This window comes from Amazonocrinis nigriterrae CENA67, assembly GCF_016056305.1.
GTDB lineage: Bacteria > Cyanobacteriota > Cyanobacteriia > Cyanobacteriales > Nostocaceae > Amazonocrinis > Amazonocrinis nigriterrae.
In genome coordinates this window covers 1-15,243 of sequence record NZ_JAECZC010000077.1, presented here as the reverse complement: position 1 = coordinate 15,243, position 15,243 = coordinate 1, and the positions used below count along the sequence as shown (strand labels likewise).

The following is a 15,243-nucleotide window of genomic DNA, read 5'->3' as shown; positions in this document are numbered from 1 at the left end:
CCCTCTGGGGATAGGGGGGGAAGGGGTGCAGGGGAGCAGGGAAGTTGAGGAGCTTGGGAACTGGGGAACAGGGAAAGCAGTATTCCCCTCATCTCCCTCATCTCTCTCATTTCCTCCTCTAGACTTTCCATCTACCGAAGAAAATCACCAGGAGGAACTAGAAGATCCTTTTGATCCTCTGGCAGATACGCCGGATTTGTTGACTAGCCAGACAAAACGCCCTCAAGTTAAACCGATTCTGCTGGGTGCAGGTTTGGTGGGAATTGTTGTGTTGGTTAGCGGTGGTTATTTGCTAACTCGTCCTTGTGTCATGTTTGAGTGCAAAGAGATACAAGCTGCCCAGCAACTCAAAACTGAATCTAGGCAAAAGATGAGCCGTGCTAGGTCAGAAAATGAATTAGTCGCAGTACAACAGCAATTAGAGACAACCAGCGCCGACCTGGCAGTAATTCCTAGTTGGTCACCCCATTCCCAAGAAGCAGAGGAACTAAAAGTTAGCTTGTCTAACCAGGCACAAAAAATTAATCAGGTAGTAAAGGCTTTGCAGGCAGCAGCACAAGCAGCGCGAACAACTGAAACACCTGCTAAGAGTTTAGACGAATTACAGGCTAGACAACATCTATGGCGGCAGGCGATCGCGCCACTAGAGGCCATCAACCCCAATAGTGAACTTTATAAGCTGGTACAACCCAGGTTAATGAGGTATCGTGTCAGTTTACAAATGATCAATCAGCAGTTGCTGGCACAAGAAAGATGGTTGAAAAAACTCACAGCCGCTAAAGCTGTGGCTAGTGTAGCCGCCACACGAGAAGCTAGTGCTAAGTCTTTGAGTGACTGGCAAAAAGTGCAATCGAGTTGGCAGATTGTAGTTAATGCTTTGATGATTATTCCCCAAGCTAGCCCAGCATCCCCAGAAGCCCAAAAGCTGTTGATAGAATATAAACCTAAATTAGCAGCAGCACGCGATCGCGTCACTAAAGAACAATTAGCTGCTAAAAGCTACCAACAAGCCCTCAACATAGCCAAACAAGCCAAAGCCTATGAGCAACAAAATCAATGGCAAGCGGCAGCAGTATACTGGGGTCAAGCTTTGCAGAATACTAAACAGATTTCTCAAGATAGCACTTACTACAATCAGGCTCAAAGTCTAACTGAACCCTACTCAGTTGCTCTCAAGCAAGCAGAAGAGAAACTACAAACTGTTGGAAATCAGCAACAAACCCGCGCTGACTTAACCAAAACTTGTTCTGGTGAAATTCGGATTTGTACCTACACCATCAACGACAAAGGAATTATTGTCTGGCTCACCCCTGAGTATGAACAAGTACTACAAAGTAGCATGTCTAATGCCACTCCTCAAAATCCCAGTCCTGTAGCTGGTGCTGCCAATCACTGGCAAACTTTACAAGAAGCCCTAGCAGTAATTAGTGATAATGCTAACTTGCCTTTGTTCGTCTACGATACCCAAGGTCAGGGGATGTATACGAAAGTACCAGGTGGTTAACTTATTCTTGAACTGTGGGCATGGGGCATGGGGCATGGGGCATTGCCTATTCTCCCTCATCTCCCTTATCCCCCTCATCTCCCCTAGAAAGAGAAAATCTGAGCAAGAATTTACCTTGCTCAGATTTGTTAGTGCTGTTCTGTGTCACTATTAACTACAGCAAGAACTAGCTGCATTTCGCACATCAAGTTGAATAAATTAAAATTTTTGCAATAGTTGACTTAACTCTGGTTAATGAAATACAATTTTAGATTGTCTGTCTAATTCCTGCTCGGATCAGGTAGACATATTGCAAAAGCTAGGAATAGCGATTGATCGAAACAAAATGAAAAACTCCACCCACAAGAGAATGGAGTTTTTGGGAATGGGGAATAGGCCATGAGGCATGGGGAAAAGTTACCAATGTCCAATGCCCAATGCCCCAATTCGATAAATTGCATCTCTATTAAGTAAGAGATGAAAGCTAGCTACCTGTACGGCAACTTCAAGGACAATTCCATGACCTACGCAATTATTGAAACTGGCGGCAAACAAGTACGAGTTGAGCCAGGTCGCTTTTATGACATTGAACTACTCACTGCCGAAGCAGACGAGAAAGTTACAATAGATTCAGTATTACTAGTACAGCATGACGGCGAAGTAACTATCGGACAGCCGCTAGTAACTGGGGCAAGTGTAGAAGGGACGGTGCTAAAAAATTTCAGAGGTCGCAAAGTCCTGGTATACAAAATGAAGCCGAAAAAGAAAACCCGCAAAAAGCGGGGGCATCGCCAGGAAATCACTAGACTTTTTATTGATTCCATCACCCTTAACGGTACGGTGCTGAGTGCCCAAGAAGCCGCAACTGCCGAAACTGCTGTCGTTGAAGATTCCCCAGCGGAAGCAACTGCTGAATAATAGTAAAAAAGAAGAAATATAAGAGGAAGTTATGGCTCATAAGAAAGGAACAGGTAGTACACGCAACGGTCGTGATTCTAATGCTCAACGTCTGGGCGTTAAACGCTACGGCGGACAGACTGTGCGGGCGGGAAACATTCTCGTGCGTCAGCGCGGCACTAAATTTCACCCAGGTAACAATGTCGGTATCGGCAGTGATGATACTTTGTTTGCCTTGGTTGACGGTGTAGTGACTTTTGAAAGAAAGGGCAAAACCCGCAAAAAAATTAGTGTTTATCCAGTTGTTGCTACTCCAGTGGAAGCAGTTGAAGCAGCAGCCAGCTAGAGTTAGACCATTTAAATTGGTTTAACTTTTTGAGGTTTGTTTGCAATACGCCTCAAGTATTTTTGATAATCCCCGTGGCTTCTAGTTAGCCAGGGGATTTTTGTTTTACAGAGACTCCAATTTGATTCTAAAAATTGAAAACCTAATTTCTTGAGGCAATGTAGTATCATCTTTAAATTAATCTTGACACGCCTCATAGTCTCACGGGCAACAGCTAGAGCATCATTTCTTAAAGGCTGCTCAACAATCTCATCTAATGCTTGAAGTTCCTTCCAAACATTTTCGTGATCACCTGCCAAATAACGAGATAAAAATGACTGTTGTGGCATAATGTCAAGATGGTTATCTTTCTTCTCAAACTAATCTTGATGGCATTTTTACTTAAAATCGTATGTAATGTAAAAAGGCCATGTACATGGCTGCACCTAAGGCCATACCTGTCAATGAAACTATAGACGTAATCAAAAAAGCTTGCCCTTCTTTAAAACCAGAAACTTGAAAGTCTATTCTCGCTAATATAGCCGCAGAAATGATCAGCAAGGAATCAAGAAATAGTCGGAACCAAGCAAGCATCAAGAAAAATAAGAATGCTCCTAAAACAGCAACGGCAAAAGTTCTGAGATTGGATTTAAATAAAATACTGAAATACTTTGCTACTAAAGATAAAGGTGTTGTCAAGCTTGCTACTAACAGCAAAACAGCAGGCACAACTACCAACCAGACAAATTTCGGGACTTTTGTTTCCAATAACACCCAACCTAATGTACTATAGCTCAGCAGTACCAGCACTAAAGAAATCCAGGGAAGTCTTTTCACAATTGACATGACTTAATTTGCCATTAGCGGTTAAATATATTACTTAGCAGGATTTAGTGCTACTAAAGCCCTTGTTCTCTTTTGAAAGGTTGCTGAGGTTGTAATGATTGTCTATACTCAGCTATTAAACCTACTACGGATATAAGGGTTATATCCATTGCCAGCTAGAATAAAGCGTATTTAGTTGGATAGATGTTGATTGCGATCGCTTAGACTATATGTCTATCATCCTATTTCTGATGGATTCTATCAAGAGGTTGTTATGCTGTTGCAAGTCAATCTCACTACTTGGTGAAGAATTAGGACACAAACCACTTAAATATTTCCGTAAACATTTGTAAACTGTTAGCAGCCGAGTAGCGATGTGTCACTTCTTGTTAAGGAATTCTCTATGAAACAACTTGTTATTGCTGAGCGTGTATCCCTGATTGGTCATATCGTGTCAATGGTTTTTGGATTGGTAGGGATACTACTAGTTGTACCTAATGCTGAAGTAATTTTCCACTTATCTGAGATTGGACAGACTGCCATGCAGTGGAGTATGGCTGGTGGTGGCGTAGCTTATATGCTCTTGGGTGCAGCGGCTGTTTTTTTATATGGGTTGCGGGTTTTGGGTTTGGGTCGCATTTTGGCTTTTATGTTACCCGCAGTGCTGATTTCCTTAACCAGTGAACTTTTAGGAACTAGCACAGGCTTTCCTTTTGGTCACTACAGCTATCTGAGTGGCTTGGGCTATAAAATTGCTGGTTTAGTGCCATTCACAATTCCTTTGTCATGGTTTTATGTAGGATGCGTTTCGTACTTGCTGGCGCGTGCTGGTTTAGAAGTAGACAAAAAACCTAGCTTGTTGCGTCATGTAGGTGCAATCGGTTTTGGTGCTTTGCTGCTTACCTCCTGGGATTTTGTTCTTGATCCTGCGATGAGTCAAACGGCTTTGCCCTTTTGGTATTGGCAACAACCAGGTGCTTTCTTCGGTATGCCTTACCAAAACTTTGCTGGCTGGTTAGGTACTGGTTCAGTATTTATGACTGTGGCAGCATTATTGTGGAAAAACAACCCAATTAAATTAGAGCGATCGCAGCTTAATGTACCATTAGCAGTTTACTTAAGCAACTTTGGCTTCGCCACAGTTATGAGTTTAGCAGCTGGATTCTCTATTCCTGTATTACTAGGTTTGTTACTAGGTGTAACCCCTGCTGTAGGGTTTTGGTTAAAAGGTTCAGCCGCAGCTGCGGAAGTTAGTGTTGAACCAGCAGCCAAAGAAGTCTCAGTAGCCAGCGTCAAAGTTGCTTTGAAATAAGTTAGGAGTTAGGAGTTAGGAGTTAGGAGTTAGGAGTTAGGAGTTAGGAGTTAGGAGTTAATTATTTCCCAATTCCCAATTCCCAATTCCCAATTCCCAATTCCCAATTCCCAATTCCCAATTCCCAATTCCCATCAATTGCAAAGTATTATCAACGTGGACAACGCTTCGACAGCAGTAGGAGCTATATCACTCCTACTGCTACTTATCCAATTACCAGCAACGGCTATTCTACTCTCGCGTCTAGTAAAGGGGCCAACACGCCATCCGCCCATTCAACCCCAACAGCCAACGCAGGATATTTTGGGTAGTGTTAGTGTTGTTGTTCCGACATTGAATGAGGCTCTTCGTATTAGTCCTCTGTTATCGGGGTTGAGTTGCCAAAGTTATGAAGTGCGGGAGATTATTGTTGTAGACAGTAAGTCTCAGGATGGCACCCCCGACTTGGTGAAAGCGGCACAACAGCATGATCCCCGCTTTCGTCTGATGACAGATGACCCGTTACCCTATGGCTGGGTGGGGCGTCCTTGGGCGTTGCATAACGGCTTTTTACATAGCTCAGAAGCAAGTCAATGGTTTCTGGGAATGGATGCTGATACTCAGCCACATCCCGGTTTAGTTGCTGGTTTGGTGAAGACTGCCGAAATGCAAGGGTATGACTTGGTTTCTTTATCACCCCAGTTCATTCTCAAGTATCCAGGAGAATGCTGGCTACAACCAGCATTGTTGATGACTCTGCTTTACCGATTTGATCCGGCTGGTATCAAAACTGATCAGCCGGAAAGGGTGATGGCTAATGGGCAGTGCTTTTTATGCCGTCGTTCAGTTTTAGCTACTGTGGGTGGTTATACCAGTGCCAGTAGTTCATTTTGTGACGATGTTACTTTGGCACGACATATTGCAAGCCAAGGTTTTAAAGTAGGCTTTTTAGATGGTGCGAAAGTGCTGAAGGTGCGGATGTATGAAGGAGCAATAGAGACTTGGAAGGAATGGGGGCGTAGTCTCGACCTCAAAGATGCATCTCCATCGGCTCAAGTTTGGGGAGATTTATGGCTACTCTTTGCCGTTCAAGGTCTACCCCTGTTGATTTTACTGAGTTATTTATTTCTTTCTCCCCAGCTTTCCACCCCCCCCGCTCCCCTGCTTTTACTATTAGGGCTAAACGTATTTTTATTAGTGATTCGTTTTGCTATGCTACTGGCGATCGCTCCTTCCTATGATCGCCAGAGTGCCAAAGGAGGCTGGTTATTTTGGCTTTCTCCCTTAGCTGATCCCCTAGCCGTACTGCGAATCTTTTTATCTGCCTTCCGCACTCCACGGGAATGGCGAGGGAGAAGTTATGAGGCGCGGAGTTAGGAGTTATACAATTCGTAATTCGTAATTCGTAATTCGTAATTCGTAATTGTAGAGACGATTCGCCGAATCGTCTCTACTCAGGTATGGTCTGGGTTTCGGCGTTTGAATGTGTTGCCGGATTTTAGAGAATTGGTATTAGTTGTCAGTTGTCAGTTGTCAGTTGTCATTTGTTATTCTCCCCATCTCCCCTGCTCCCCTGCTCCCCTGCTCCCCATCTCCCTCACTTCTCACTCATCTTCACCTCCTAGTTGATCCCCGCGTTCCAGTTCCCAGAGAATTTGATTACCTTCACGTCGTACTCGTGATACTATCCAGTTCCGCCAACGCCACTGATCCCCACGACTGGTGACGGCGCTGGCGTGGACATCCATCAAGTCTGCTAGTTCAGAACTGGTGATTAGGTAGCCTTTTTCAGCAATTTCGTCAGCGATACGCAGAGTTTCTACTAGATTGCGGAGTTGTTCTACTCTGTTTTCAGGCAGCTTTTCTTCAATTGCCGCCGCAGCTTGTGCGGTAGGTTGTTCCATAGAGGTTATTTCTAATGCAGGAGTACTAGTACTTATTTCCTGTGTCCTTGTGTCAATTATTGTAGAGTTTGTTTCATATTTAGATACTTTTGCTACTGGAGATGGTAAAGTTTTATGAACGTCTGTGAGAGAAAATTGTTGTAAAGACGGGATTTTACCACTTGCAAAGCTGCGAGCGATCGCATCACAACGTTCGTTACCTATGTTACCGGAATGCCCCCGGACGTGTTGCCAATTGACTTTTCGACTGTTGAGTTCATCGAGAATTTCTAAAAGGTCTTGATTTTGAACGGGGTTTCCGTCTGCTTTTTTCCAGCCTTTTCTTTTCCAGTTTTTCACCCACTTGGTAACGCAGTTGATGAGGTATTCGCTATCAGTATGCAGGGTGATGGGTTCGGTTTGTCCTGATGCGTGGAAATATTGCAAGGCTGCGATCGCGGCTTGCATTTCCATTTTATTATTGGTGGTACGCTGGGATGCGTCGCCCATTTCGTGGATTGAACCATCGTCGAAGTAGACGACAACGCCCCAACCTCCAGGGCCAGGGTTGCCGGTGCAAGCACCATCGGTGTATATGCTTTGGATTGTTGGTTTGGTGGACATAGTTGTGAATATCGAACCGCCAAGACGCCAAGGGCGCCAAGGAAAGTGTTATGAGCGGCGATTTATTTTTAATAATATCGAGGCTATTATACTCGTAAGTACTCCAGCTATAACGCTCAACAATGATGTCTAATTTGGGCAAGCAAGACTAAAGATGCTATGTAGCTGGTTAATGTTCAACCTGGATTTGTAGAACATTAAGCCTGTTCTAGAAATATTTTTTTGCCTCACGCAAAGACGCAAAGGCGCAAAGAAGAACGCGAAAAAACAGCTTTACCCTTGCGGGGTAGTTGTAAGTTGAAACCTTATTTAGATAAAGCGATCAGGTCAACAATTCAAAGTTTCAATCCCCTTGCGGGGTAGTAGTAAGTTGAAACTAGGCAAAAATTCTCCACAATTATCATGGAAAATTCTGTTTCAATCCCCTTGCGGGGTAGTAGTAAGTTGAAACGTTCTCTTGGTCGATACATTGATCCTATTAAACGCGCGTTTCAATCCCCTTGCGGGGTAGTAGTAAGTTGAAACTCTTCGTATTCGCGTTGCGATCGCATTCTGACATCGTTTCAATCCCCTTGCGGGGTAGTAGTAAGTTGAAACTGGTAGTTTCAGGTAAAAAGCTTTCTATAAAAAATATGTTTCAATCCCCTTGCGGGGTAGTAGTAAGTTGAAACACTAAACCAAACAAAGAAACCTTAATTAAAAAATTGTTTCAATCCCCTTGCGGGGTAGTAGTAAGTTGAAACACGTAAGAAGTTTCGTTACTTCTTGACGATGCAGAATGTTTCAATCCCCTTGCGGGGTAGTAGTAAGTTGAAACTCTTCAGTCTGAAACTTTTACTGAGCAAGCTTTCTGTTAGGGATTTTGGCGGGGGAGAAATTTTGATTGTTTTCAGCCGATCTTATTGCAAATTATTTGCATATATCCTAACAATTGAAACGCTGTAATTATTCATTTGTCAAGGTTCTGGCGATTTTGGCGGGACTCTAGGGATTTTGCTCCCGCTTTGCCATGCCAAACATCAAGTTGATTACATAATCATAAAATGATTTTTCGTGATTGTCGAGGTTTTCTGAACTATATATAATTTTTTATAGTAAAACTTCGCGATCGCTTAGTAAATATATAGGAATCCGATTCGATTAGTGAAAAAATCTAAGTATGTGTAGGGGAGCCAGTTGCACAGGAAGGGTTTCCCAACTTGAGCAAACTGGCGTTGTGTTATGCCGTAGGAATCGCGCACCAAAATAATAAACAACATCCCGAATTCAATAAACAACATCCCGAATTCAATAAACAACATCCCGAATTCAATAAACAACACCCCGAATTCAATAAACGACATCCTGAATTCAATAAACAACATCCCGAATTCAATAAACGACATCCCGAATTCAATAAACGACATCCCGAATTCAATAAATGACATCTCGAATTCAATAAACGACACCCCGAATTCAATAAACGACACCCCGAATTCAATTTAAACCCCGCCCTTAAAGGCGAGGTCTTCATGCACTATTTTAAGCTTGACACGCTACTACGTATTTCTTTACCCACCTACGTGGATTAAATTCTCTTAATTCTTCATCAGTCCGCGCAGGCTGACGCGCGTTTGTGTAGTAGCGAATTTTACTCGCCTAATACTTCTAAACCATCCTCCAAAATCCAAAATCCAAAATCTAAAATGGTATGGCGATCGCATCAATGCCATTCTATTGAATATAAGCAGGACTTACGCAAAAATCACGAAAAAGCTTAATTTATCGAACCGCCCTTCGGGTTCAGCAGTTCGCAATCGACGCAAGGCGCCAAGACTGCGACTGCTTCACCAAGACGCCAAGAACGCCAAGAATTCGTAGAGTGTGCGTAAGTCCTGATAAGGTATGGAAGGTTTAGATCCTTCCCTTCCCCTTCTCCTTCTCCTTCTCCTTCCCCTTCCCAAAAAAAATTCTATTGAATATAAGGCATGGAAGGTTTAGATCCCTTACTGGCAACATCTGCGATCAGTTTAAGGTGTTGGGGTAGTAAGTTGGCTAAAGCGTAGCGTTCGAGGGCGGTTTTTCTGGCGTTTTCTCGCAGTTCTGCCATGCGTGTGGGATGATTAAAGACTTCATCAACTCGCTCTGCTATCTTTTGGGGAGAGAAGAAATCAACTAATAAACCGTTTTTCCCATCTTCGATAACTTCACGCACTGGTGCTGTATCAGAACCTAATACTAAGCAGCCTGTAGACAAGGCCTCAATCATTGACCAAGAAAGTACAAATGGTCTGGTTAAATAAACATGTACTGAGGATGCTTGAATTACTTGTAGATACTGTCCATAGGGTAATGAGCCGGTAAAGTGAACTCGTGATAAATCGAGTGGCACTTTTTTGAGCATATAATCTTTATAGGTGACACCGTTCGGTAGAGATTTACCATAGCAAACTCTATCTGAACCAACAATGACTACATGGCAATTTGGTCTGCGCTCTTGGATGTAAGCAATGCTTTCGATAAACTGGGGAAAACCACGATAAGGTTCCATTCCCCGCCCTACATAAGTAACGATTTCATCAACTCCAGATAAATCTAGGTTGGGTAATACTAATTTAGCTCCTGGCTTCGGTTTGAAGTATTCGGTGTCTACTCCATCATGGAGGACGGAAATTTTATTATGGAATTCTGGGGGAAACTGGGCTTTTTGCCAATGTGTTGGTGATAAACCGCGATCGCATGTATACAAATCTAGTAATATAGGTGCGTTTTTTGTCCGAATACGTGCTAAATCATCAACAGTCAAAGGATCGTTTGGGTCAAAATCTGAATCTGAACCACGAGCATGATAAAACCATTCAAAATAACACAAGAGTGGTTTGTCTGGAAATGCATCCTTAATATATAAGGTCGGCCCCCAACCAGAATGACCGCAGATTACATCAGGTACAAAGCCTTTTTGTCTTAGCTGGTCACATAATTTAAACACTGCTTGTCCATGCAATACTGCACTTTCTAGGCTGCGAACATAATGATGAGTTGTGGGATGGGGTTCGCGGTTAGGTTCAAAAATCGCTTTATGAATACCAGGTATATTTACATCTTGATTTTTCGTACCAAAGACTACCTGATTTCTAGGGTCTTGAGCAAGGGCTATGGCGATATGGCGATACTGCGCTGGAAAGTTGGAATGCAGAAACAGGACTCGCATAGATTCAAAAAAATGAAAAACGTGTAATTTTTTTTATGGTCTAAGTATATCTGTCTATCTCTGTCTAATAAAGTTTTTGGGTGTCAGTTGTTAGTTGTCAGTTGTCAGTGGTCAGTTGTTTCCCCATCTCCCCTGCTCCCCTGCTCCCCTGCTTTTATTAAGGTTTGCATAGAGAGCGATCGCCCTCGCTCACTGTCGGGTTATTTAAATAATCATGCAGGCGATCGCAAGCTCCTTGTATCAACTCGTTTAATGATTCAATGTGCCACAGTTCAGCGATACCATCATCGCCTGCGGTAGCTAATAACTTGCCATCGGGGCTAAAACTAACGCTTTCGATTTCGGAACCTCGATGTCCTATCCAGGCTGCAAACTTTTCACCTTGTAAATTCCACAACTGCACAGTACCTTTCTCTCCGCTAGCGGCAATCATTTTGCCATCGCGGCTAAATGCCACGGCTTTTAGTTTGATGCCAGATATCTGGAATGGCTGTAGTGACTGTTGACTTTGCAAATTCCACAAGCGAACAGTTGCATCATCTCCGGCGCTGGCTATTTGCTTTCCATCAGGACTGAACGCCACAGCATAAACAGGGCCTAGATGACCTGTAAATGTTCGAGGATTTGATTGACCTTGCAAATTCCACAAGCGGACAGTACCATCATCTCCGGCGCTAGCTATTTGCTGACCATCTGGACTAAAACTAACGCTGTTGACTTTGCCTTGATGACCTTGAAATGGCTGTGCTAACTGTTGACCTTGCAAGTTCCACAAGCGGATAGTACCATCATCTCCGGCGCTGGCTATTCGCTGACCATCTGGGCTAAAACTGACACTGTTGACTTTGCCTTGATGGCCTTGAAATGGCTGTGCTAACTGTTGACCTTGCAAGTTCCACAAGCGGACAGTTGCATCATCTCCGGCGCTGGCTATTCGCTGACCATCTGAACTAAAACTAACGCTGTTGACTTTGCCTTGATGACCTTGAAATGGCTGTGCTAACTGTTGACCTTGCAAGTTCCACAAGCGGACAGTTGCATCATCTCCAGCGCTGGCTATTCGCTGACCATCTGAACTAAAACTAACGCTGTTGACTTTGCCTTGATGCTCTCTAAATTTTACCTGCTGGTCATTTAAGTTCCACAGACGGACAGTTCCATCATCGCCAGCACTAACTATTAGCTGACCATCTTTGCTGATAATGACGCTTCTGACTGGCCCTTGATGCCCTATAAGTATATCTAACTGCTTACCCTGCAAATTCCACACACGAACAGTGCCATCTCCAGCTGCGCTAGCTAGTTCCTGGCCATCATGGCTAAATACTACATTCCAGACTCTACCTTCATGACCTCTAAATGGCTCTCCTAATTGCTGACCTTGCAAGTTCCAAAGGCGAACAGTATTATCTTCTCCTGCTGTCGCTAGTCGCTGACCATCTGGGCTAAATTTGATACTGCTGATATCGTCTTGATTCCCTGGCCATTCTCTCAATAGCTGGCCTTGCAAGTTCCACAAGTCAACAACACCGTCATCACCAGCGCTAGCAATGATTTTATCGTCTGGACTAAACGCTACGCCCCAGACTAGCTTTTCTTCTTGTTCAGGCACAAGCTTCCTTGCGAAAGGTTGCCCAATGGGGTTGCCTTGTAAGTCCCACAAACGGACAGTATCGTTTGCTCCTCCGGTAGCTAAAAGCTGGTCATTGGGGCTAAAAGTAATACTTTTGACATATTTTTGATCTGCTTTCCATTTTTTGACAAGATTACCTTGTAAATCCCACAAGCTAACTGTATCATCGCGCCCGGCGGTAGCTATTAGTTTACCATCTGGACTAAAAGCAAGATTATTAACCAAACTTTGCTGTGCTGGCCATTCTTTGTCAAGATGACCTTGTAAATTCCACAAGCGGATAATGTCGTCATCTCCAACACTAACCAAAAGCTGATTATCTGGGCTAAGAACGCTCCTGACTGTACCTTTTTGCCCTTCCAAGCGAATACGTTCTCGGACTGAATAAATTGCTTCTTGCAGCGTTCCTCTCACCTGATTTTGTAGCTGCTCACCTGGACTAAATAATTGCAACAGTGGGTATTGCAGTAACTTTGCTGCTCGTAGGCTATAAACTAATGCATCTAACCCTTGCTCCTGTTGCTTTACTTCTGCTGTTTCTCTAGAAGCAGTGGTTTCACCAATCTTTGCACTTCTTTGACTAATCAGCGCTGCAATAGTCAACCCGCTTAAACTTAAGATAACTGCGATCGCAATTCGCCATCGCAAACTAATATTCCGGCGTTTTTGTAAAACACTTTGTTGGACAAACTCAGCTTCTACTTGATTAAACCAGTTATCATTTGATTGTAATTCTCTATTTAATACATCTAAATAAGGATTCGCATTCCAAAGAAATTGCACTGGTTTTTCTCTCAAACTCTCTTGCTGATTGCGTATTGATGGCCATTTTCGTACAACTAAATTCTTGATTTTATTAAAAAATAAATCTTCTATTCTGTAAAGCCTAGTATCTAACAAACTAATTACAGGTGCAAATTTTGTTAATAATTCTGATGTTTGTTTTTGGTTTTTAACACTTTGCCATTCCAAAGCTGCTGGTGTTAGTCGCCGTTGTAAAATTAATTTTTCTTCTTGTTCTTGTTTCCAGGTTAATAACTTTTGCCATCCCCGCACTAAGGCATCATGGGCAGGTTCTACATAAAGATTACCCTCTGTATCTTGTCCTTCAACTAATAACCGTGCATCTGTAAAACGCCTAATTATTTCTTGGACTCGCTGATTTTCAATTGATGGATATTCTAATTCAGATAATGGCACTCGTCGCCTTGCTAATTCACCACCACCTACTGCTATCATTCGCAGCATCACATGACGGATGCTATCTGCATAAGCTGGATCTAGTTGGACTAATTGATTGTATTCGCTGTCAGCTCGTTGAGTTAAACTTCGCGCCACACCTCCTAATTCTTGATAGTCTGTTTCAGTAATTGCTCTATCGATTGTTGTACCGTTGATTTGAGCGATTTGTTGGCGCTTTAAATATTTGAGATAAAGTTCACTCAATGTAAAAGATAATAAAGGCAAAGCTCCGGGCATATCTGCGACTTCATCAATTAGCCTATCTATCAAAGGAAATTTAGGATTTTCAGACTGAAAGTACATCACCCGTTTTGATGCTGGTTCTTCAATTGCTTGGCGCAGTTCGATTCGTGTCATTTGCGGCACGATAAATCGGGCGTTTGTCCAATATTGTTTGAGGGCAGTGTCTTGAAATTGGGGTTCAAAGTCACTGCGTAAGGTCAGTACAATTCGCAAACTATTTGCATAATTATTGATGATTTGTGCTAACAATTGCAGAAAATTTTCTCGCTCTTTGTCGTCTTTACATAAAGTTATGACTTCTTCCAATTGGTCAATTATTAATAGAAATTTGGCATTGGGATACTGCTGAATGAAAGCAGCAATTCTCCGATGAATAATCTCTACTTTTTCTTCAGTACTAAAGTTGGTAATGGAAACACCTGGTAAATTTGTCTGTGCAAGTGTATTATTTAAAGCTTTGAGTGGTGATTCTCCTGGTCGGATAGCTGGTAGAATGTACCACTGTTGCTGATTTGGTTCGGTATTTAATTGTTTGAGGTAAGATATCAATCCCGCTTTGACTAAACTTGATTTACCGCTTCCCGATGCTCCCAATACTACAGTTAATGGTTGGTTACTGACAAAATTATGTAGTTTTTCAGTTAATGTTTGTCTGCCAAAGAATAAATCACTTTGTTCTTCTTCACAGGATTTCAAGCCAAGATAAGGATTTTGGGATGCGTCGAGGGGAGGGGCTGGTGGTAAGTTTAATACATGTCCGGGTGTGAGAAAGATATATTCGCCTTTGTCATGTTTTTTCAAAGGCCAAATACCAGGAGTTTGTCTTTGACGATTACCAACAGTTGCAGGTTCGACGCGATCGCGCAAATATAAATACAATTCAGTAGCAGTAATTACCCCATCGCCAGCAGGTTGACCATGACTAGCAGCAGGATAAACATCTGCACCTCCTGCTAAAGCTTCTAATAATGCTGCTGCAAACGGGGAATGAGTACCGCGACCACGTTCGGTGTTAATTATAAAGGCATCTAAAGCTTTTTGGTCATAGGCAGCAGAAGTAATTATCTGCCATGCTGGGTCTTGGATAAAGCGATCGTAACGTTCTTGATAAATTACTTCTGGGACAGTAGAAAAATCTCTGGTACTCGACCACCGAAAAGCGCCAGCAAAGCAGCAGTCAAGGATTCCCAAAAAATGGCGACAGGGTAATTTATCAAAAGCTGCTTGCAACTGAGTCATTGGTAGGTAAGTTTGTACATCTCCTAATTTGGCATCATGAGGAATTAAATAACCTTCAGGCCCATCTTCACCATTTAAAGCAATTCCATGACCAGCAAAGTAAAATAGCAGTCGGTCATCTGGCTGAACTTGTTGGGGGAGAGTTTTATCTAGCAGTTCATGCAAGTTTTTGAGAGTTGCTATTTCATCCAAGCACACCCAAATGTGATATTGATGCTGTTGGCGCAGAACCTCTACCAATTTTTTGGCATCATTTACGGCGTTTTGCAGGGAAGAAATGCCGTTACCGTAATTGTTAATTCCAATCACAAATGCTAGATTGCGTGAGAATTTAGACATAGGGAATGGGGGAGTGGGGAGTGGGGAGT

At 42.8% G+C, this 15,243-nt stretch carries 10 protein-coding genes and 1 CRISPR repeat array; of the genes, 5 read left to right on the top strand and 5 right to left on the bottom strand.

Annotated elements, in window-relative coordinates; genetic code table 11:
• The 3 genes from I8748_RS27645 to rpmA form a co-directional block, all read left to right on the top strand.
• On the top strand, positions 1 to 1,504 hold a 1,504-nt coding region (locus tag I8748_RS27645), incomplete at its 5' end, for a hypothetical protein (RefSeq protein ID WP_198127718.1).
• A 498-nt stretch (positions 1,505 to 2,002) separates the two neighbouring features.
• A complete protein-coding gene (gene rplU / locus I8748_RS27640) occupies positions 2,003 to 2,401 on the top strand; it encodes a 50S ribosomal protein L21 (protein ID WP_198127717.1) in 399 nt (132 codons plus the stop codon).
• Between the two features lie 31 nt (positions 2,402 to 2,432).
• Entirely contained in the window at positions 2,433 to 2,726 is a 294-nt protein-coding gene (gene rpmA / locus I8748_RS27635; RefSeq protein WP_198127716.1) for a 50S ribosomal protein L27, read from the top strand.
• Positions 2,727 to 2,737: 11 nt separating this feature from the next.
• On the opposite strand, the gene I8748_RS27630 is transcribed toward rpmA, so the two are convergent.
• Both I8748_RS27630 and I8748_RS27625 read right to left on the bottom strand, forming a co-directional pair.
• The gene (locus I8748_RS27630; RefSeq protein WP_225896568.1) at positions 2,738 to 3,055 is read right to left on the bottom strand and encodes a hypothetical protein; all 318 of its coding nucleotides are present in this window, start codon (positions 3,053 to 3,055) and stop codon (positions 2,738 to 2,740) included.
• A 52-nt stretch (positions 3,056 to 3,107) separates the two neighbouring features.
• On the bottom strand, positions 3,108 to 3,551 hold the full coding sequence (locus I8748_RS27625) for a hypothetical protein (RefSeq protein ID WP_198127715.1): 444 nt from the start codon (positions 3,549 to 3,551) through the stop codon (positions 3,108 to 3,110).
• 382 nt (positions 3,552 to 3,933) lie between these two features.
• Between I8748_RS27625 and cruF the strand changes: the two genes are divergently transcribed.
• Both cruF and cruG read left to right on the top strand, forming a co-directional pair.
• Entirely contained in the window at positions 3,934 to 4,842 is a 909-nt protein-coding gene (cruF, locus tag I8748_RS27620; protein WP_198127714.1) for a gamma-carotene 1'-hydroxylase CruF, read from the top strand.
• 156 nt (positions 4,843 to 4,998) lie between these two features.
• Complete coding sequence (gene cruG / locus I8748_RS27615) at positions 4,999 to 6,198, top strand: 2'-O-glycosyltransferase CruG (RefSeq protein WP_198127713.1); 1,200 nt, start codon at positions 4,999 to 5,001, stop codon at positions 6,196 to 6,198.
• A gap of 227 nt (positions 6,199 to 6,425) precedes the next feature.
• On the opposite strand, the gene rnhA is transcribed toward cruG, so the two are convergent.
• From rnhA to I8748_RS27600, 3 genes are all read right to left on the bottom strand, one after another.
• Positions 6,426 to 7,328, bottom strand: a complete 903-nt coding sequence (gene rnhA / locus I8748_RS27610; protein ID WP_198127712.1) for a ribonuclease HI — start codon at positions 7,326 to 7,328, stop codon at positions 6,426 to 6,428.
• Positions 7,329 to 7,668: 340 nt separating this feature from the next.
• Positions 7,669 to 8,145: a CRISPR direct-repeat array (repeat unit 37 nt; unit sequence GTTTCAATCCCCTTGCGGGGTAGTAGTAAGTTGAAAC).
• Between the two features lie 1,134 nt (positions 8,146 to 9,279).
• The gene (locus tag I8748_RS27605) at positions 9,280 to 10,518 is read right to left on the bottom strand and encodes a glycosyltransferase family 4 protein (RefSeq protein ID WP_198127711.1); all 1,239 of its coding nucleotides are present in this window, start codon (positions 10,516 to 10,518) and stop codon (positions 9,280 to 9,282) included.
• A gap of 157 nt (positions 10,519 to 10,675) precedes the next feature.
• A complete protein-coding gene (locus I8748_RS27600; protein WP_198127710.1) occupies positions 10,676 to 15,214 on the bottom strand; it encodes an nSTAND1 domain-containing NTPase in 4,539 nt (1,512 codons plus the stop codon).
• Positions 15,215 to 15,243: the final 29 nt, after the last annotated feature.